Source organism: Sulfobacillus thermosulfidooxidans DSM 9293, from assembly GCF_900176145.1.
GTDB lineage: Bacteria > Bacillota > Sulfobacillia > Sulfobacillales > Sulfobacillaceae > Sulfobacillus > Sulfobacillus thermosulfidooxidans.
In genome coordinates, this window is record NZ_FWWY01000001.1 from 3,397,790 (window position 1) to 3,418,554 (window position 20,765).

Genomic DNA, 20,765 nt, shown 5'->3' on the forward strand with positions numbered 1-20,765 from the left:
AATGGTTGAGCACTAGGCGTTACCTATGCTAGCATGTTTACAATCTTTCTCAGGAGTGTGCCCATTATGCATATAGGATTGATTAATCGTTATCATGATTGGTTAGGTCTACCCGACTTAGAGCCAGTAACAATCGGAGAAGGCAATACCCCAATGGTTCACTGGGCGACATGGGATTCGTCGCGAATCTGGCTAAAACTCGAAGGATGTAATCCTACCGGATCTTTTAAGGATCGTGGCATGACGGTTGCAGTTAGTCAGGCCCGATACGCTGGAGCCAAAGCGGTGATTTGTGCATCCACTGGAAACACCGCAGCATCTGCCGCGGCTTATGCTGGTCGAGCCGGTCTCAAAGCGTTCGTGGTGATTCCCAACGGCCAAGTAGCCTTGCCCAAAATGATTCAGGCCAGTGCATACGGTGCCACAATTTTGGCCATCGAAGGCAATTTCGACCAGGCATTGAACGCTGTGCGAGAAGTCGCCGAACAAGAGTCGTGGATCGCTTTAGTTAATTCCGTTAACCCTTGGCGTCTTCGAGGGCAAGAAACAGGTGCATATGAAATTCTTGATGATCTAGGCCATTGTCCCCAAGCTTTAGTGTTACCTGTCGGTAACGCAGGCAATATCTCAGCATATTTTCACGGATTCCGCCGCCGTAATGAAGGAATCCCGCAAATGTTCGGCATACAAGCCCAAGGTGCGGATCCGTTAGTCCAAGGTCATGAACTCGATAACGTTAACACCGTGGCTTCAGCCATCCGCATTGGGCGGCCGGCCAGTGCTCATTTAGCCAAAGAAGCTGTCCAAGAATCTCGTGGCTCATTTTACTCTGTAGCGGACTCTTCGATCTTGCAGGCCCAGGAAGAACTAGCCCACGGCGGAGTGTTTGTTGAACCAGCTTCTGCTGCCGCTTATGCAGGTCTCAAGGCCTTGTATCATCAGGGAAGACTGCCTCATGGAGATATTGTCGTCATTTTAACGGGAAATGGTCTCAAAGATTCGCAAACGCCAACACTGTGGGCGCACGTCGAACCTCATGTTGTCGACAGTCATAACTTATTAGATGCCATTGGCCAGTTAATGAATTCTTAGAAAGATGGTGAGTACCGCGTGTTACTAATTCAAGTGCCTGCGACCAGTGCCAATCTCGGCTCGGGGTTGGATAGTTTAGGCTTGGCGTTGTCACTCTATTTAAAATTAACCTATTGTTCGGCTCCAACGTTAACGATCGAACCCTTCGGCGAAGGTGCTGAGGTGTTGCCTCGCAATGAAGACAACCTGATATGGACAACAGCAAGCCGATTGTATTGGGAGATGACAGGGTCGATAATTCCCCCAGGACACATCACAGTGTCCAGCCAAATTCCCTTAAGCCGGGGTTTGGGTTCTAGTGCCGCAGCCGTCGTTGCGGGTTTATTATTGGCCAACGCATTATTGCCAGAACCGCTCAGCATGGATCGCCTTTTACACACAGCCACAGCCATCGAAGGCCATCCGGACAATGTAGCTGCCGCTCTCTTTGGGGGATTTGTCCTCGTCTACCGAGATCGTAACAGTGTGATTCGTGTCAACCGTTATACACCTCCCGCGCTCACCAGTCTTTTAGCTATTCCGGCGTATCCGGTTCCTACCAAAGATTCACGGGCGATTTTACCGCCCCAAGTCTCTCGTGACGATGCCATATTTAATGCGCAAAGGGTGGCACTATGGATTCATGCCGTCTCACAAAATGATTGGAGCGTGTTGCGAGATGCAGCTGATGACCGTCTGCACCAACCTTATCGCACAGTCTTAGTGGAGGGACTCGATGAATTAATTCGGGCGAGTTATGACGCGGGAGCCTTTGCCGCTACACTCTCCGGCTCGGGACCAACCGTTATGGCTTTGACGGATTCAGAACATGCACCAGCTATCGAAAAGGCCTGGAAAGATTTAGCGTCACACCATCATTGGCCGTTGACGATTCGTTATGCACAACCGATTGCCGAGGGTGCTCAAGTTCAGTGGATCGATAATATTAAAAACGAAGCTGCTGTAGCCGACGAGTGACGGGAAAACCATTTAGCTCAACCGCCTCAAATCCCCTATTCGCCCGCAGCCCGTATGTCGTCGGATCTTGTAAAAGTGTTAGTTGCTGAAGCCATTCCCGAGATGTCGTCGCGACAGCAACAACGGGTTGTACCGTGGACGGCAGTGCTTTCCATGCCAATGGTCCTGTAATCACTGGGCGCCCATAACCTAGCGCTTCAAGAATTTTATTTTGGGTTCCCGTTCCCAGTTCCACAGGACTGATGCAGATTCCTGCTTGGATATAAAGCGCGCGCAAATCATTGACGAAGCCGTGAGCCATCACACCGCGCGCGTGAATTCGCTCTGTTCCGGGTCCGGCCACGTGTAAAATATATCCTTCATCCACCAATGTCGGCCATATATGTGCCAAAAAGTGCTGTAAGCCAAGTCGATTCGGTAAATACGCCATATTGGCTACGAACAATAACTCCCGCGCATTGCCGGGCGCCAATAAAATTTTCTCTCTTACCGCGTTGGGAACCAAAACCGCTGAAAGCCCGTGATGGCTCAACCATTGCTGATCTTGCCAGCCGCTTACCCACGCTTCCGAATATTGGCCCGACCAAAAAATCTCTAGTTCATCCACTCCCCAAAGCATGATTTGCCGCAATATCCCGGTGTGAAACGTTTTCAACCGGGTTCGAAATAATCCCAGACTGTCAGTCAGGTCTAATATATGGATAGGAGCACGACATTTTAAGGCATACGGAGCCATTCGCAGTTGAAACGCAATGACAAGGTCATAAGGCCGTTGGGGACAGTCTTCAGAATAAACATGACGAGCCATATACAAGGATTTAAATTTGACTAATCTAGCGAGCCGCGTAAAAGGTTGGCCAACCACTCGGGGCTGCCATAATTCCGTAGGACCAAGAGCCTCAGCTCCCCGTACAATATTTTCTAACCGCAAACGTTCGCCTTGGGGGGAACCGTGGAGGTCAACGGCAGACACAATTAAAGTTTTCACGATTCCACCACCGATATTAACATCCCCAACGTTTTTTCAAGTTGGGTGTTAAGATTGTACTCATTCTTAACAAGATGATAAGACGCTTCTGCAATTTGATCATAATGGTCAAAAGCATAATGAATGCTCTCAATCAAAGCCTCGACATTCCCGACCGGACAAAGCAGTTGAACATCAATTGCCCCAAGAACTTCAGTTAAAGCACCCACAGGTGTCGCAACTACCGGGATTCCTGCCGCCATAGCGTCCAAAACGGTATACGGCAGACCTTCTTTATACGACGGCTGTACGACTACATCGATTTCATTGAAAAATTCATCAAGATTCTCCATCCACCCGACCCATTTCAAATTGGGTAATCGTTCGGAAGCGTGGATAATTTGGGCTCGAAAAGGACCATCCCCTGCAATAATCCATTGCCAGGACATTGTCTGTTCAGCCGCTTTCAGTACAACATCGAGACCCTTCTCTCGAGAAAATCGACCTATAAACCCAATGCGCCGCTGATGCCCTAACTGTTTTGGGAACAAGGCCCGAACTGGAACCCCGTTGGGAATTTTTTTGACGATAGCCTGGGTTTTAACTGACCGCATAAACTCATAATCCATATTGCTTAAGGTAATAATTCCGCGGCTCCGTTTTGCGGCCCATGTTTCTAAAAGTTGATAAAACTTTCGGCTTCGCCACGATCGCGTGCTATCAAAAAACACTAGTCCATGGGATGTATAGACCACAGGAATTTTGAGAATGATGCCAACCAAGCGCGATAAAATCCCTGCCTTGGAACTATGGGCATGGATCACATCCGGCCGCAATTGCCTCACAATCTTTAATAAAGCGGTAAATGCCGCCATATCCTGCCATGAGATATCCCGCTGCAAATAGCGAAGATAATAAACAGGCGCGACTTTTTCGACAGCCTGACTTAACCAATGCCCACCGCCGTGGACAACGGCGACCTGATGTCTTTGACTCGCCAAATATTGTACAAGTTCGGAAACGTGACGCTGAGCTCCGCCCGGCTCTCCTCCCGTAATTACCTCAACGATACGCACCGAGCGCCTCCTGCCCATCAAAACTACCGTCAATTGTAACGGACACTAGGAAAATTCGCCACACCCGCTCGCAGTTAATGATGTCAACGAATTTAGTCATGTTCCCAAATATTTTCATAAAATATCACAAAATCATAGGATAAACCTCTTGGAATGTCAGATCCATTCGTGGTATTCTAAGAATGATTTGATTCTGATGTAATTTTATTCGAATGATTGCATTGACAGCTTGTTTTCGATATATTTTAAGGTAAGAAGATTTGAGCAACCGCCGTTTTATTGCCCACAAACACCGAGTGAAATGACCAATGCGTTTAAATACGTAATTTTAGGGCTACTTATTGCTATTTAATGCATTTTCATACAATGCAATGCATGATTATGAATTGTTTCACTATCACGTTCCAGAAAGAAGGGTCTCCTTGATGATTTCGCGTTCTTTTTCATTACTTAAACATATTGGCATCGAACATGATGCTTGTGCGATTTATGCGGCGATTGCCAAAGAACCGGTAACGCTACAACAAACCGAACGGTTGTGGCGTGTCGGCATTGACTCGTTACGCCAAATGGATCATCGGGCGGGATGGATCGACGGCCGGAGTGATGGAACAGGATTATTAGTCGACATTCCTCGAGAACTCTGGCAGCAACGCCTCAAAGAGCACGGAGTGTCTGCATACTCCGCCTATGATCCGAGGTTCTGGATTTTACAGTTGGTTATTCCCATTTCCGCGCGGCGGGAGTCTCTCCAAACACTGAACCAATTGCTCCCGACCCTAAATTTTCGCCGTCTGGTCTCTCATATAGATCTGACCGATAGCGTCCAAGTCCTCGACTCTCATGCCTTGTGGTATGAAGGTAATCTGCATGAGACAGAAAACATCTTTGCAGCACTTGAGGCTTTGGAGGCGCGATTTAGCGGACTTATCGCGTCGTTTAGCAATTCCCATATCGTTTTAAAAGTAACAGAAGGCCCTGATGCTCTGGAACCTCTTCTTGCTGAACAACTTGGCACGCATTTTCAACCACGGGCGGTCATTGGTCACAATCGGTTTTCCACCAATACCGCGACGGATCTTTCACGGGTGCAGCCATTTTTAGGGTTGGCTCATAACGGTGAAATTGACACGATTGACCGTTTGCAACATGAAATGGCAGCCCATGGGATTAAACCAATCCCGCAAGGAAGCGATTCCCAGAATCTCGATCGTCTCTTATCGGCGTTGGTGTTACGTGATAAACTCGGTCACGCTGAAGCTGTTCGTGTTGCCATTAGCCCTTCACCAGCGGTCATCGAACAATTATCTCCCTCACTGCAAGCGTTATGGCGACAAATTCGCGCGATATGGGGACCCTATGCTCAAGGTCCAGCCGCCATCGTTCACCGTTTAGGTAACAGTATTGTGGCTGCCGTAGACGCGATGGGACTCCGACCGTTGTGGGTCTTAGAAACGCAAGAATATTTCATTTTGTCATCTGAGCCCGGCATTACCTCGCCGGATAGTTGGATTAAGGAACCGCGTGTCCTGGGGCCAGGGCAAATGATTGCGTTTGAATGGACCGAAAATGGACCCGTGAATGTTGTTGAAGATGACACCGTAATGGCTCGCTTAGCGAATAAATTAATGGGCGAACCCCCTCAAAAGTGGGAAGCCTCACATCGTGGCCACGCTGTCCACTCCTATCCAACCGGAGTGTACCGCGCCAACGGTTGGACCAAAGATGACGAACAGCTTATTAAGACTTTCGCTGAAGGACACCGGGAACCAATTGGGTCATTGGGATTCGATGGCCCACTCGCCCCATTTTCTGAAAGCCCCGTCAACATCAGTGATTATCTACAAGAAACTGTGGCGGTGGTCACCAATCCCGCCTTAGATCGCGAACGGGAAGCCGAACATTTTTCCTTGACCACGCTACTGGGTGCCAGACCACAATGGCAAAATATAAAACCTGTTGTCCCCCAGCCTGTCTTACTCGAATCACCGTGGCTCAATGATGAGGACATGGAACGCTTAACCGAATATTTTGGTTCACACGTTAGCGTATTGAATCTGTCCATGATGCCTTATCAAGAAGAACTCGAAGCGGTGAATCAATTAGCCCATGAAGCCGTTGCCGTTGTCGAAACCGGCACGTCAGTTCTCATTTTGGATGACCGTGCGAGTATTGGAGAAAATTCAGTGGGACTTGACCCTACGCTCGCGGTGGGAGCTATTGATGCAGCGTTAATTCAGCATGGGCTACGCAGACAATGTAGCATTATTGTCTGCTCTGGGATGATCCGTAATCTCCATGATAGTGCAGTCTTGCTGGGCCTAGGGGCTAATGCTTTAAATCCCTACCTCATTTGGGACCTTTCCGCGGATCAATATGAAGCGGTTAAAACCGTAATGAACCACGGCCTTGAAAAAATTATTTCTACCATGGGAATTCATGAATTACAAGGTTATGGCCGAGTGTTTTCGGCGATTGGTTTACCGGAGCCCATCGCCGAACTTCTGCAAATTAAAACCTTTGCGCCCGCTCCGTATGAATCATGGCTAGAACACCGTAACCAGCAATTGGCGGCCCGGTTGTCCTACCGGAACGAAGCCACACGTTTGTTACCTATTCCCCGGGCGACCAATCACGTATTCAAAGCGGTAAAGAAACTCGCTAATCGTTCGATGACAGCTCGGGAATATGAAGACCAGCTTCGCCATGTGGAAACCAAATATCCTATCGCACTGCGCCAAACTCTCACTTTTGATGCATCCCATTCCCTCAACGAGGATACACCGGTCTCATTAGAGGTAGGGGATCATTCGTTACCGTTTGTCATTTCTTCCATGTCGTTCGGATCCCAAGGGGAAACGGCATTTCGTGCCTATGCAGAAGCCGGTAAACGCCTGAACATGCTGTCAATGAATGGTGAAGGCGGAGAAATCCCGGACATGATTGGTCGGTACTATTACTGGCGTGGTCACCAAATTGCCTCAGGTCGTTTTGGCGTCAACACGAATTTGCTTAATGGCGCCCGCTATGCGGAAATCAAAATCGGCCAAGGGGCCAAGCCGGGTGAAGGTGGACATCTACCCGGAAAAAAGGTGTCAGTTAAGGTGGCTCATGCTCGAAACGCGGTTCCGGGCGTTGATCTCATTTCGCCCAGCAACAATCACGACTTGTATTCCATTGAAGACCTGAAAGAATTAATCGACGAGCTCAAAGAGGCAAATCCCGAATTACTCGTTTCGGTGAAAGTTCCTGTCGTTCCTAACATCGGAACAATTGCCGTGGGAATTGTTAAAGCTGGCGCCGATGTCATTAGCTTATCAGGTTTCGAAGGGGGAACAGGTGCAGCACGAGTTCATGCTTTACGGCACGTTGGCTTACCAGCAGACATTGGAGTACCGCTTACGCATGCCGCATTGACTCTCGCAGGTTTGCGAGATCGAGTCGAAATTTGGGCGGATGGAGGATTGCGTAGTGCCGCCGATGTTGTCCGAATGATATTGTTAGGAGCCAATCGAGTCGGTTTTGGTACCCTAAGTATGATGGCTTTAGGGTGTACAATTTGTCGGGGTTGCCAACTCGACACGTGCCATGTTGGCATTACCACGCAAATTGAGTCCCTTGAAGAGGCTCAGGAAAAAGGACTTAAACGATTTATCCCCCAGGATTTTGAATCGGCAGTGGAAGGCTTAGTCAACGTATTTAATGGTCTGGCCGAGGGTGTTCGAATGCATTTAAGGACGCTTGGCTTTACCTCTATTCAGCAAGCTGTCGGGCAAATGCACCTGTTACGACAAACAAGCTGGCAAGACCTCGTCGGCTATGAAACATTCTTAAATGAGCTGAATGACTTAATTCAACAAGATGAATTAGTCGCAGAAGGAAACCAAGCTGTAGGAATCGTCGCTAAGAGTGACCTTCGTCGTAGCTCGATGCGCCTTCGTAATAGTCGGTCCATTGGAACCAATGTATCTGGCCAACGGATTCGTTACAAAGATATTAAGACTCCGATTTTAAACCCTGTTGAACGGGTCGCAGGTCAAGGATTTGGCGCCTTTCTTAGCCAGGGCGTGCACCTCATTGCTCATGGTGGTGCCCAAGATGGCGTAGGTAAAGGGGCATCAGGAGGACTTATTGCTGTAGTCAAGGCCCCCAATGCCCAAGGACGCTATTACGGCGGTCATGTCGGAAAAAGTATGGCCTATGGAGCGCAAGCAGGCATATTTATTGTGCAAGGTGGAGCCGATGCCCGGGCTGGTATCCGTTTAGCGGGCGCTGATGTTGTAATTCTCGGGGATGGTATTCCGACACCCAAAGCAGCCGCTAATTCATGGGAAAGTGCAGTGATCAAAGGTTTTGGGTTTGAATACATGACTCGCGGACGCGGTCTTATCCTAGGAGATCCCGGTCCATGGCTAGCGTCGGGAATGACTGGCGGGGTCATTTACCTCCTGCACCAACCAGAGGAAGGGTTAACGCGCTCCTATTTGGAAAGCCGGCTCGCACGTTCGGCCAAAGTTGCAATTGTTCCGATTAATGATCACGATGTCCGGGACATTAATGAGCTATTAGAACCGGCTTTGCGTGTCTTGATAACCACCAATCAACACCAGCTGGTTGCACGACTTCGAGACATTTTAGCCCAGTCGCTGAACCGGTTCTTGAAAATCGTTCCCGCTTCTGAACAAATGGATCCGAGCATTTCAACCGAGTGAACCGTCTTGTTCGAAAAAGCCCTAACCTTAATCGGTTGGGGTTTTTCGTTTTTCCTATCCATCCCTTACCCAAATCGGCTATTATCCCTATTCCGGAGCGCAATTCGGATCACGCGATCACTAAAGTCAGAATACTTTGTCCCTTTTCCCTTGTGTTTCTTATATCTTCGGTTTATAATACGAACAAATGTTCTCTTAAGGAGTGCGAGGCATGGTAGAAATTTTTCATATCCCTTCTCACCAAGCACTAAATAAGACCCGTACAGAGTTTATGGGATTTGATTGGTCCGCAAATCCTTACCGCGGCTGTTCCCATGCCTGCCATTACTGCTATGCGCGAGATACCCATCGATATCTCAATTTGAGCATCGGTCCAGATTTTAGTAAAAAACTGTTCGTCAAAGACAACTTTCCTCTACGGCTTCGGCAAAATTTACACCATCACCATGTTCCCCTTGATCATATTATTACCCTGGGAACAGCCACAGATCCCTACCAACCCATCGAGGCCAAATATCGTATCACCCGTTCGATTTTAGAGGTGTTCCTTGACACAGGTCATGCTTTGACCATTACCACAAAATCACCACTCATTTTGCGTGACTTAGACTTGTTGCAAGTGTTAGCCCGCCGGGGCCAACTACAAGTGCACGTCAGTTTGATTTCCCTCAATTCTACGCAGTTGCGAATTTTAGAGCCGGGAGCGTCCAATCCCATGAGACGGGTCGAAATGATGGCTAATTTAATCGAAGCGGGTGTGCCTACGGCTTGGTTCTTGGCTCCCATCCTTCCTGCCATTACCGATGATGACAATGACTTAGTCTCCATCTTCGTGACAGCACAATCCATTAAGGTTCGATGGCTTATGGCCAGCATTGCACATTTTACCCCAACCACGTATGCGTATTTTTGCGAGGCACTGGCTCATAGTTCTTTAGCTTCTCGACTTCCCGCGTTTTCACGCGCCTACCAGCCATCCAATTACACCGTAAAAAGCACTTACCGCTCCCAGTTACGTCACAAGCTCCAGCAACTCCACCTCGAATATGGCATTGCAGCGAGTGCCGAAGGTCCGCACGGCTATCGAGCTATTTACCAAGACCAGTTTGCTTTTGGTCAGCATACCGTCCCGAATTCTGCACAAACCCTCTACAGTAAAACCCACATAGCCAACCATGTGCAGGGATAATCCGAAATCGTTATCGATACCAACGGCACGGACAAAAAATGCGATGCATATTATGTCATCCAAACATTCGCCAGTGCAAATCCCAAGGGGCGTTCAAAACGGGATGTAAATGCCCAATAACGCTTAACATGCATTCCTTCAGCTATCGACCTAATTGATTCGGCATACATCTTGTGGCATGATAAATAAATATGGAAGTCGGCAAAACGCCCGATGCAGGAGGCAAAAGGTCGTGCAAAAAATTGTAGTTGTTGGGGGCGGCTATGCCGGTTTAGGTGCAATTGGCCCTCTTCAAAAATTGGAAGAGGCTGAGCTCGTGTTAATTGAGCCGGGTACCGGCCATCAATTAATTCCTGAACTTCCCGAAGCGCTTGCCAAGCATGATAGTATCGAACACCATGTAGTTCCTTACGAAAGGCTTTTTACAGAAACCCGTGTCCAACACATACGCCAGTATGCCACCAATATCGATTTAACACGCCATAGCGTTCTCTTAGATAACGGTGATGATGTGCACTATGATTGGCTGATATTGTGCCCTGGTTCTGAACCGTCATTGCCTCCCATTCCCGGGCTTCGCGACGTGGCTCACACTTTACGTGATGCCTCAGATGCACGGGGAATCAAGGATGCTTTGAAATATGGTAAAGACCAGCGGGTTGCCGTCATAGGCGGAGGATTAACCGGTGTCGAAGTTGCCGGCATGTTAGCTCATGATCACGATGTGATTTTGGTAGAAGCCTTTGACCGATTATTGCCCGCACTCGGTTTAGGATTATCTCAATATGCCTACCGTCGGCTGGTTGCCGCAGGTGTTACCGTGGTCATGGGTCAAAAGTTAGTCCGAGTTAACCCTCCCCATATCGAACTCGAAAAAGATCACTTTGAGTATGATGTGCTCATCTGGGCAGGAGGTATCACGCCTCCTCGATGGATCCGTCAAACCGATCTCCCTTTAGATGCGCGTGGATATCCGCAAGCCGATGCCTATGGTCAAGTTCTCCCCAATGTGTTTGTTGCCGGAGATCTTTGGCATGTGGTTGTCGACGGCCAGGAAATCCCCGCAACAGCTCAACTGGCGGCTCTCGCGGGTGATTTTGTAGGCAATACGATTGTCAATCGGATTACGAAGAATAATCCAGGACCCGAATTTCGTCCCCGACTGCGAGGCATGCTAATTTCACTGGATGAAGGTCAGGGAGTTGGATGGGTATTACACGGGGGAATTCCCGTCCGAGGATTTAGCGCTCGGACCCTGAAAAATATCTCTTTTCAACAATATCGGTTAAAATTGTCCAAGATCTTTGATCGTCCCTGGCCGTTATAGAGGCCCGGAAGCTGACGATCGCTAGGAGATTATGAATGAAATATCTGGCCTTTGTTTTAGGAATTCTCGGCGGAATCACCGGCATTTTGGCTGGTCTTTTTGAACACATTCCTGGCGTTTATGATGCGTTGTTGAAGCATCTGAGCCGTTATGGGCTCACGTTTTCCCATATCACCGTCATCATGGGCGTATTAGGATTGATTTCAGGAATTTTATTCCTTATCAATCCTCGTTGGGCATCATGGATCGGGCTCATCGCCACGGTCGGTGGAGCGATTGGCTCGTTTACACTATGGCTCTTACCAGGTAGCTTTATTTTTATGGCTACGGTCATTGGTTTCTTTGAATTGGACAAGAGCCCTCACAATAACGAAGTCCACTAATTATTAAAGGGCACGTGGGCAAATGCGTCGGCAAACCAGTTGCTTAGAAGTGTATGCACTCCTAACTGATCTGCCGACGCGTTAATTTTATCCTGCCGGGCAACAATAGCCTGAACCGTCGCCGGACTCGCACTTGACGGATTATTTAACATCCGAATCACCGTCATCCCGAGTTGTGCCTCAGCCTGGTAAATCTGTATCCACGGTTCAATTTGTGCGTAAAATGACCGTGGCAATTTTTCTTCAAGAATACGTGTATTGTGGTTCCAGCGAGTGAATTGTCGGTATAAAGCGGTATTCAGCAAATTATCATGATGACGGTAACCATTCCAAAACGCTGTCATATGACGATCAAGGTGATCCAGAGGGCGAGTATTCATAAAACTAACCGAGTTGGCTGCTGCAAAGCTTTGCAATGCCGGTTGAACTGGCTTGCCCCATTGACCTAATGCCTGGACCCAAGCTTTTATAGGTTGGTATGTAGTGGGATGTTCTAAATACTGTGCACCAGTGGATAGCGCCACTTCCGATGGATAAGGTTGTAACATCGGATTAAACAAATAGCCATGCACGACGGAGATAAGATGAGGGCTTCGTCCCATCACGGGTCCCATAAATAATTGAGGATGGTGGCTTATAACATATGTATAGTCATTTACAGGATAATTGTCCCAAATCACAAGAGGATGCCCTATATCCTGCTCAACTGCAGTCGCCTGTTTTTGCGTGACGACTTTGGACAAAACCCATGGGCCGGTCCATATCACGGGAATATGCGCATTTAACTCCGTCTTTAACGTACTCCAATAGAGATTATTTTGTACTCCCCAATAAACTGTTGGAGTAAACAATAACTGAATAGCATGACCATCCTTTAATTCGTCTCGATAAACCCTGTCAACCAACTTACTTTGGGCCAACGCCAAATTGTTGTGATAAATTTGTGCATCGGGTCCGTTTAACTGGTCCGGAATATCATCAAAACTTATCATGAAAGAATGAATGCCAATGGACCATAATTGATTAATCTTGGCAAGCAATTGTTGTTGATCCCGGGGGGATGAGTATTCTATGGATAAGCCGGGACTAATAGAACAAACAAATTGAATGCGATTATTTTGGGCTGTCACAACCAAATGATGAAGTGCCTTCAAAGCTTGGGCCGGAAACAAGACATTCCATTGTGCCCGTAAATAGGGCGCATTCTTGGGCGCATAGACGAATGTATTGAAACCCTGACGATGCATGAATTGTAAAACCTGTACCGTCGCGCGAAAAGACCACTCAGGTCCATAAAACCCTTCAACGACACCCGCCATGAAGTCTTGTCGGGAAATATGAGGTAAATGCGCCACTGATGAGTGGGATTTAGTAGGTGACGAATGGATTGTCAGATTTCTTGACTCAGTATGCCAGATGAGTCCCGCACCGACTGCCAATGCTGCAATAATGCTCACAATCCCAATTGCCCGTTTGATAACAATCTCCCCCGTATTCCCTAAGCGAAACATCGTAAAACAATGTATCATAGATTCAATAAGCTTGTTGCTCATTTCCGTCGTTTGCGCGAAAATGAGGTCGAATAATGTCTCTAGCCAGGGGAAACGTTCATGAAACGATGGGTATCAAATTGGATTTTAGTCACATTAATTGATATTTTGGTATTTAATGGTGCTAACCTTGTTGCCTTTTTCATTCGGTTCGCATTTCGATTACCTCCCTACAATTTAGACGCCTTTATCCGGCTCTTCCCGTTTGAGACTTTCTCGTTGCTTGTTCTTTTCTATTTTTATGGGTTATACGACTGGTCGGCATCGAAAACGTCTCAAGAAGTGATGAGTTCTGTGGTTACGGCAATTATTGTCAACACTTTTTTTGCGACCATGTTTTCCTATATGATGGAAAATATTGGGTTTCCACGGACTGTTTTCTTTATTTCGGCCATGTTGCAAGTCATCTTGTTTCTCGCTTGGCGATTAATGTACCGGTCCTTGTCTCTGCGGACAGCTCCTTCGGTCCATGTAATGGTCGTCGGTCCCGAAAAAGAATGGCCCGAACTGACGATTCGCGCGGGAAAATATTTACCGAGAATTCGTGTCCACTACCGCCTCCCTGATGACTCTCTGTCATCCGCATTATGGCCTTACATTGGCGCGGTTATTCTGGGCAATGTCAATCAAGAAACAAAATCGCGGTATTTCATTGAATGTATGACACGCAATATTCCCTGCTTATGGAAACCCAATACCTATGACTTATTAGTGGCCGGTTCCGAATTAACGTCCCTCGGAGAAACTCCAATGTTTTCTTTAGCTTCAATCCGCACACGCCACGGATCAGCCGCAGTAAAACGCTTAGCCGATATTACGGTGTCCTTCTTCGGACTTGTCACTTTCTTCCCGATTTTACTGTTAATTGGTTTGGTCATTCTCATCGATTCGGGCCGTCCTATTCTTTATCGTCAAGAACGGATTACCGCTGGGGGACGACATTTTATGCTCGTCAAATTTCGTACGATGGTACCCGATGCCGAAAAGACTACGGGACCAGTATTGGCAAAGGCCGATGATCCCCGCATCACCCGGTTTGGTAAATTTTTGCGGGCCACCCATCTTGATGAATTACCTCAGCTGTGGAATATTTTGAAAGGGGACATGTCTTTAGTGGGGCCACGGCCGGAACGCCCGGTTTTTGTCGACCAACATCGCCGGAATATTGCCTTTTATGAATTACGACATTTGAGTACGCCAGGTTTGACGGGATTAGCCCAAGTCGCCGGTAGCTATACCTCAACGCCAGAAGAAAAAGCCACGTATGATTTGGCGTATGCCAAAACCTGGTCGTGGCTCAAGGATCTTTCTATTGTGATTCGCACCATCATTCAGATTCCCTTTAAAAAAGACCAACAATAGACGTGGTTTCACCAGCGATTTAGCCTAGCAGCGCGCGCCGAGACAATCTTTGGGAACGGAGAGAACGATTCTTAGGTACCACCCAAATTCGGTACCATGCTATTCCCAAAAATACCGTGAAAAAGAAATCCCCAAATGACACACCGCCAACAAACAAAGACTCGACGACCTGCTGGGCTAAACTGGCCAACATGATTGAAAACAGTGCATTGTCCTCCCAGCTTTGCCAAGGCCGTCGCATGAGTAGTCCAATCATCGCAACCCCCACAAGAAGAAGCCAAAGGCCTAATCCTACCAATCCTAACTCCACAGCAGACCGCAAAATGGAATCGGAGGGTGTCAAACCCGCATAAATGGCAGGCACAAAGGGTTTCAACGCGAGGGGCGAGTTACCAGGTCCCACACCCCAAACCCAATGATGATGCATCGCATCAAGACCCGCTTTCCACAAAACAATACGTCCGTTTAGGCCTTTATGCCACAACAGTTCCCACTTGTGTAGTCCAGTTTTCGCAATGAGTCCTGCGAGAAGCACAATACCAATGCCAAACATCGCCAAGACGCCACGTTTGCCATAATAAAACGTGACAAACATCATGACGCCAATCATACTGGCAATCCATGATGATCGGGAATAACTGAGGGCTACACCAATGAGTAGAAGTATACTGGCAATAAACCAAACAATGCGGATAATACCATCTTCACGATGGTCAAGCGTCAGATAGACCGCCGCCGGCAAAGCAAAAGTGACAAGCATCCCAAATGTATTCTTGTTGGCAAATGGCCATTGCCACGCTAACAAAATATGATGACCTACGGGAACTGGAAATCCCAAATGGTCAACTATCGCGGCAATCCCAGCTGTGATGGTAAGAACCACGCCCATCAAAGCAATGACTTGAAACAGGTCTTTTAAGCTTATGAAGCGCTTTTCAATAGACCAGGGAACAATAACGACTGCAATGAATAAGACCGCGGGAACGCCTAAGGCATATCGCAGTGAGGTGGCCACGTGAATGCCCATGAGTGTAGAAATGCCAATTCCAATAAGGTACAGCCCGTAAACCGCCATCCATTCTTTATTATGCCGTATAAACTGCCACCATTTTCTCCATTCAGGAGGACCCGCTTGAAGAATTCCCGCGAGAAAAACGGCGATCCATGGGAAATATTGACCGATCCCTGCATACCAATGGTGAATGACTTCGACGCCAACCGCCGTGACTAAGAGGTTCATGATAAATAACCGGGGATACACCCATACACTAATTCCCAATAATAGCCCGATTACAGCACAAATCACGAGCGCCACACTGTCACCTCAATATCTTTGACGTTAGACAATTTCCTGTCCAATTGTAACACGCCACAATCCGACAGATTGTGGCGTGTTAGAAAGAATTCTATGATCCAAGAAAAGTCCAGCGCGATTTAGGCGTTCAGTGTCAACATATAAATCCCTACGATAATCACAACTCCCGAAAAAACAAAGTTCAATAATCTCTTTTGTTTACTTAATTGGTTTGCTAGGCGAGTGCCCAAAACGCCTCCGAGTATGCCTCCTCCTACATACTCCACAACAACAAGCCACAATACCAAACCAGAGAATGCATAGTTGATAGCTGTCGTTAACCCGAATGTCCCCACGGAAAATAACGAGCTACCAATCGCATAAATCATGGGCATTCCGGTTGACATAATGAGTCCCGGTACAATTAAAAAGCCTCCACCAATACCGAAGAATCCCGACACAAATCCCACAAGCAATCCCGCCGGAATCACCCGCAATAACATTTTATGTGTCCAATGAAAACTGGTCGTCGTACTTTCACCTTTCTTGGGTTTCAGCATCAATATCGCAACGACAATCATCAGCAACGCAAACAAGAACAGCAAATCTTTCCCATTAACGATTTTCCCGATAGAGGACCCAATAAATGCTCCCACTGCTCCCGGAATAGCAAATCCTATAGCCGCTCCCCATTTGACATTACCGCTTCGCCAGTGAGGAATCAGGTTCAAGTAACTATTCACAGCTACGGCCAATGCCGTGGTACCAATAACCAAATGGGGATCGTGAATGCCAACAAAATATAGCAACAAAGGCACGGCCATAATAGACCCGCCGCCACCAATTAAGCCTAAGCTGAAACCCACAATCACTCCTGAAATAACGGCCAACACTTGTTGTATGGCCGTGACATGAACCATTGAAAACATCTCCTACCCTGCATATTTCTGCTCCCTATTTTACTCTTAATAATGTCATTTGACGACAACTCTTCAAGAAAAATTAATCGACGTATTTCACAATTAAACATTTAAAAGACGTTGTTAAATTATATTTGATTAATCAAAACTCCTGCGCCGTAGCTACTTGCCAAATTTTTTGTGCCAAAATCCATTCGTTCGCGGTCAAGACCATAAGATTCTCATTAAAAGCAAAAGTCGGTACCGTCTGGATCGACAGGATCTTTAAGAGATCCCTTGCCTTATCCAAATCAATCGCGAACACGTTAATGTGCGGATTACGTAAACTCATGGCTCCAATCAGGCGAACTGCCTGAGCACATTTCGGTCAGCTCGGCGTGGTGAATACGGCTATATGCACGGATTCTCCAATGCTATCGACTAAACTTTCGGTCATTGGCGTCAATATTTTTTGCCCACGACCCACGGCTAAGACTAAATCTCGCCAACTCGCTTCTTCTTGACCAATAGGTTCACCCACAAACCAGATATGTGCTGCCGAATCCTCGTGAGCAATCCCATAAAGTGGTAAGTTCCGGGGAAACCACGACCATACGATCTCAGGAAGCTTGTCCACCGTTTCCCAAAAAATCCACTCATTGTCCGCAAATTGTTGGACAAACGCGGGATGACCTTGACCATATTGCATAATATGGACAGGTTGCACCAAATTATCCAGCCATGGTAATCTCGACATTATGTCACTCCTGTCCTGATTCGTGCACAACCACTTGTCCCGAAATTTTTTCGATAATGCTGCGCCATCCGGCGATGACTATCCCAGTTTCATGCATCTGAGCAAATTCCATTCCACGCCGAATTAAGACTTCTCGTAAACGCAGATTATCGATAACCTCTTGAATCGCTTCAGCCCACTCGGCGCCATCATCACTCGACACTAATAGCGCAGGATATCCCCAAATGTTTCGCGTGTCAGGTGTATCTCTTAACACCACGGGAAGACCATGCGCATAGACATCTATCAACCGGTATAACTGACTAGGATCACGATCAGGATACACCAAGACATCTGCTGAATGATACAGACCCGATAATTGACTAACCGATAAAGGAGGAGCAAAAATTACGTGTTGGGCCAAACCTAAACGGGCCACAACAGGTGCTAATCGGTCACGGAAAGCCGTTCCCCCAATCAAAATCGCCTCCCCTTGCACCGTCAACAGCCTCTTCATTGCCGCCAAAAATGCCGTCAACCCGGACCCGTCCTGAAAAGACCCTAAATATAAAATGCGTGGTCTTTCCGACAACCGTAGATCGCGGGTGATAGCAAAGACATTCTCATCCAGCCCCAGTTCTTTGGGGGCATATGCGGGCAATCGTAAAAGAGTTTTTGTTTCGGACGTCTCATGTCCCCATGCCAATCCAACAGGGCTTGGCCACTTCGTATGCGCGTCACCCAAAGGATGCACGATGAGATCCCCCGAACGAGCCTGTTCGCCCACCGCAATGGTAAATGGACGAGAAGGAAGCCACGAACGTTTAGATGTCGGTAATTGCCAATTTTTCATTATCGGCGTAAGCCGCTCCACAACCGCTTGGTCAAGATCGGTAGGGTGAGATCCTAGATGAAAACGTATGAATCGTGCCATGAATAAACTCCTTGCGTCTACTAGTGACAAGGCCTCGTCATACAATGAAGACCGGTAGGCATCGTAGCCAGTCACCTTAAGTTACTGTATAATTTGTATCATAGTTAAATTTTATCTAGTTCTTTGGTGATCTGCATCCGTATCTTAAGATGGACTGTAGCATCATTTGTGATAGCATGGCCAAGGAGTCTACGATGAATGAGCAATTATGGACCACATTCAAAATGGTCGCGGAAGTCGGATCCTTGTCACAAGCATCCCGGTCCTTAAATCTGTCCCAGTCGGCCGTAACGCAGCACATTCACCAACTCGAACAATATTACCAGTGTTCCCTATTTGTCCGTACATCGCAAGGAGTCCACTTAACTGAAGCAGGGGAAATTCTATACCGGTATGTCAATGATCTCTTGCACATTGCTCACGAATCCCGGGAAGCGATTATTCGTTCCAGAAGTTCTCGACCCCAAAGCTTAAGCATCGGCGCCAGTTTTACGATTGCAGAATATTTCCTCCCGGAGATTCTGCCACAATACTGCAAGATACACAGCCAATGTAGTGTTTCCGTGATGATGGCTAACTCCCGTGCCGTGTTTGAACAAGTTCTTCATAAGCAATGTGATGTAGGTTTAATCGAAAGCACGCTGCACCATCCCCAAATTGCCGTGCAACCGTTTTTTTCCGATTGTCTCCAGGTTATTGTCGGAAAAAATCACGCATGGTTTGACCGTGAACACATCAGTCTCGAGGAATTTGCTCAGGAGCCTCTTTTTATCCGGGAACCCGGTTCAGGAACGCGCTCAGCGTTGGAAGAAGCTTTAAAAATTGTAAACATGGACATCCAACAATTGAATGTCCGCTTAGTCTTAGCAACAACCCAAGCCATTAAATCCATGGTTAAACAAGGTTTTGGGATCAGTGTTCTTTCTCCTCTGGTTATTACCCCAGAAGAAGACTCGGTTTTTCATCAACTTGAGATAAAGGGGTTAACGATTCTTCGCAATTTTAGTATTATCACTCATCACGATGTACTGCCATCGCATATTAATCCCTTTATCCATCTCGTTTTGGAATCATCGTCACGCATTAACGCGCGCCTTTATGGACTCAAAAGATCTTGAATTTCCTCAATTCTTGAGGCGCTCATCACTTGATCCATCCAGGCGTATAATTGTCCTGCTCGATTTTCCGATGCGACCCGTAGCCTAAAGGAGTTGCTAGTCGATCCGAAGCGATGATTCGTCATACGCAATAAGGCAGCCCTTAAGGCTAAAAGCGTTCCTTCCTGCAATCCGGTTTCTAATCCTTCTTGCAAACCATCAGCATGTCCTTCTAAATATCCACTGTGACGCGCTTCATCTAATGCCTTTTGCGCGAACTGGTCGAATTCATCAGACATTCGCATCGCCTCCCTCCAAACTTTGGCCCGACTAACATCGAATCAGGTTCGTCAATAGGGTAAGCAAGTTCTCTTTTAGCATACCACCTTTATCATTTTTTTTGCATCCTGCTCTTTTAATGGATAAATAGTGACAGAAATCCTCCAAACATTAAAGACAAAAAGATCACAGCCGTAAGGATAGCAAACCATTTTTGCCATCCAAATTGTCTTCTCGGTTCCCAACTTTCCCGTGATGATTGGTGATTTCGCATAAAATTGTTCCCCTTTAATCATTTCCGTACGACGAGCTCTCACACAAGCGTCGCCGTACCCGTGCTTTAGGATAAAGTTTATGTCAATCTACGGTAAATATAAATCATATAACACCAGAGACAAATTGCGCCACGGCAAAATTCGCTAATATACCAGCTTTTGCTTTTCTATTCGACCTTTAAAGAGAAATTCCAATCTTTGCTTTTCACATTCGACATCTATTGCGTTAATATATATGAAGAATGTTCCCAAAGGAGGCAGTTTATGACGACTTACCAGTATCTTGTCGGACCTCATATCTGGGTTAAACAGACTCCTCAGTGGAACGCGGTTATCGAGACCTTTTCTCTTCCAATGTTTACAGACAATCAGCGCGCCCGGTTGATGCAATGGGTCGATCTAGACAACCGTTACGTGGATTGGGAAGCCATCCATCGTGAGGCTACTCACTACTCACCCGAACAACGAACCCTGTTACGTATCGCTCATGCTCTTCACCAAGATGGCGATTGCCAGTTGTCCGAACTCGGTCAATTATCGAGTGCAGGACGATCCGCAGCAATTATGCTCATTGGTCTCCGGTATCGCTGAGTTCACCTCGATCACTCGCCACTGTGATACCATATCTTTGTCACC

At 47.1% G+C, this 20,765-nt stretch carries 19 protein-coding genes; 9 read left to right on the forward strand and 10 right to left on the reverse strand.

The annotated features are described in order from the left end of the window. Positions 1-66: 66 nt before the first annotated feature. Positions 67-1,092 carry a threonine synthase gene (gene thrC, locus B8987_RS16750; protein ID WP_020374777.1) on the forward strand — a complete coding sequence of 342 codons (1,026 nt, stop codon included), beginning with the start codon at positions 67-69 and terminating at the stop codon, positions 1,090-1,092. An 18-nt stretch (positions 1,093-1,110) separates the two neighbouring features. Beyond that, on the forward strand, positions 1,111-2,049 hold the full coding sequence (thrB, locus tag B8987_RS16755; protein ID WP_020374776.1) for a homoserine kinase: 939 nt from the start codon (positions 1,111-1,113) through the stop codon (positions 2,047-2,049). On the opposite strand, the gene B8987_RS16760 is transcribed toward thrB, so the two are convergent. Then, entirely contained in the window at positions 2,018-3,037 is a 1,020-nt protein-coding gene (locus B8987_RS16760) for a glycosyltransferase (protein ID WP_020374775.1), read from the reverse strand. The two genes, thrB and B8987_RS16760, sit on opposite strands and share 32 nt — an antisense overlap. After that, the gene (locus tag B8987_RS16765) at positions 3,034-4,092 is read right to left on the reverse strand and encodes a glycosyltransferase (RefSeq protein ID WP_020374774.1); all 1,059 of its coding nucleotides are present in this window, start codon (positions 4,090-4,092) and stop codon (positions 3,034-3,036) included. Before B8987_RS16765 ends, B8987_RS16760 begins: the two co-directional genes overlap by 4 nt. 425 nt (positions 4,093-4,517) lie before the next feature. Between B8987_RS16765 and B8987_RS16770 the strand changes: the two genes are divergently transcribed. The 4 genes from B8987_RS16770 to B8987_RS16785 all read left to right on the forward strand — a co-directional run bounded on the left by B8987_RS16770 (position 4,518) and on the right by B8987_RS16785 (position 11,703). Beyond that, positions 4,518-8,804 (forward strand): glutamate synthase-related protein, encoded by a 4,287-nt coding sequence (locus B8987_RS16770; protein ID WP_084661727.1) that lies wholly within the window; start codon positions 4,518-4,520, stop codon positions 8,802-8,804. A gap of 211 nt (positions 8,805-9,015) precedes the next feature. Then, positions 9,016-9,993 carry an SPL family radical SAM protein gene (locus B8987_RS16775; RefSeq protein WP_084661728.1) on the forward strand — a complete coding sequence of 326 codons (978 nt, stop codon included), beginning with the start codon at positions 9,016-9,018 and terminating at the stop codon, positions 9,991-9,993. 232 nt (positions 9,994-10,225) lie between these two features. Next, the gene (locus B8987_RS16780) at positions 10,226-11,320 is read left to right on the forward strand and encodes an NAD(P)/FAD-dependent oxidoreductase (RefSeq protein WP_020374770.1); all 1,095 of its coding nucleotides are present in this window, start codon (positions 10,226-10,228) and stop codon (positions 11,318-11,320) included. 35 nt (positions 11,321-11,355) lie between these two features. Next, positions 11,356-11,703 carry a hypothetical protein gene (locus B8987_RS16785; protein WP_020374769.1) on the forward strand — a complete coding sequence of 116 codons (348 nt, stop codon included), beginning with the start codon at positions 11,356-11,358 and terminating at the stop codon, positions 11,701-11,703. Here the strand turns inward: B8987_RS16785 and B8987_RS16790 are convergent. Next, positions 11,700-13,214 (reverse strand): beta-N-acetylglucosaminidase domain-containing protein, encoded by a 1,515-nt coding sequence (locus tag B8987_RS16790; protein WP_176213255.1) that lies wholly within the window; start codon positions 13,212-13,214, stop codon positions 11,700-11,702. The two genes, B8987_RS16785 and B8987_RS16790, sit on opposite strands and share 4 nt — an antisense overlap. Positions 13,215-13,313: 99 nt before the next feature. On the opposite strand from B8987_RS16790, the gene B8987_RS16795 reads away from it, so the two are divergent. Continuing rightward, complete coding sequence (locus B8987_RS16795; protein ID WP_020374767.1) at positions 13,314-14,615, forward strand: sugar transferase; 1,302 nt, start codon at positions 13,314-13,316, stop codon at positions 14,613-14,615. Between the two features lie 19 nt (positions 14,616-14,634). Here the strand turns inward: B8987_RS16795 and B8987_RS16800 are convergent, their stop codons facing one another. From B8987_RS16800 to B8987_RS16820, 5 genes are all read right to left on the reverse strand, one after another. Continuing rightward, complete coding sequence (locus B8987_RS16800; protein ID WP_020374766.1) at positions 14,635-15,930, reverse strand: O-antigen ligase family protein; 1,296 nt, start codon at positions 15,928-15,930, stop codon at positions 14,635-14,637. Between the two features lie 119 nt (positions 15,931-16,049). After that, the gene (locus B8987_RS16805; RefSeq protein WP_020374765.1) at positions 16,050-16,829 is read right to left on the reverse strand and encodes a sulfite exporter TauE/SafE family protein; all 780 of its coding nucleotides are present in this window, start codon (positions 16,827-16,829) and stop codon (positions 16,050-16,052) included. Positions 16,830-16,971: 142 nt separating this feature from the next. Continuing rightward, complete coding sequence (locus B8987_RS16810; RefSeq protein ID WP_020374764.1) at positions 16,972-17,160, reverse strand: hypothetical protein; 189 nt, start codon at positions 17,158-17,160, stop codon at positions 16,972-16,974. A gap of 36 nt (positions 17,161-17,196) precedes the next feature. Then, positions 17,197-17,565: a hypothetical protein gene (locus B8987_RS16815; RefSeq protein WP_020374763.1), complete on the reverse strand. Its 369-nt coding sequence runs from the start codon at positions 17,563-17,565 to the stop codon at positions 17,197-17,199. A gap of 4 nt (positions 17,566-17,569) precedes the next feature. Then, the gene (locus B8987_RS16820; protein ID WP_020374762.1) at positions 17,570-18,478 is read right to left on the reverse strand and encodes a glycosyltransferase; all 909 of its coding nucleotides are present in this window, start codon (positions 18,476-18,478) and stop codon (positions 17,570-17,572) included. 194 nt (positions 18,479-18,672) lie between these two features. Here B8987_RS16820 and B8987_RS16825 point away from each other — a divergent pair, with 194 nt between their 5' ends. Next, a complete protein-coding gene (locus tag B8987_RS16825) occupies positions 18,673-19,596 on the forward strand; it encodes a LysR family transcriptional regulator (protein ID WP_020374761.1) in 924 nt (307 codons plus the stop codon). Here B8987_RS16825 and B8987_RS16830 read toward each other — a convergent pair. Then, positions 19,575-19,874: a hypothetical protein gene (locus B8987_RS16830; protein ID WP_020374760.1), complete on the reverse strand. Its 300-nt coding sequence runs from the start codon at positions 19,872-19,874 to the stop codon at positions 19,575-19,577. The two genes, B8987_RS16825 and B8987_RS16830, sit on opposite strands and share 22 nt — an antisense overlap. Before the next feature lie 116 nt (positions 19,875-19,990). Further along, entirely contained in the window at positions 19,991-20,128 is a 138-nt protein-coding gene (locus tag B8987_RS19755; RefSeq protein WP_020374759.1) for a hypothetical protein, read from the reverse strand. Between the two features lie 265 nt (positions 20,129-20,393). Between B8987_RS19755 and B8987_RS16835 the strand changes: the two genes are divergently transcribed. Further along, a complete protein-coding gene (locus tag B8987_RS16835) occupies positions 20,394-20,720 on the forward strand; it encodes a hypothetical protein (RefSeq protein ID WP_020374758.1) in 327 nt (108 codons plus the stop codon). Positions 20,721-20,765 lie beyond the last annotated feature (45 nt).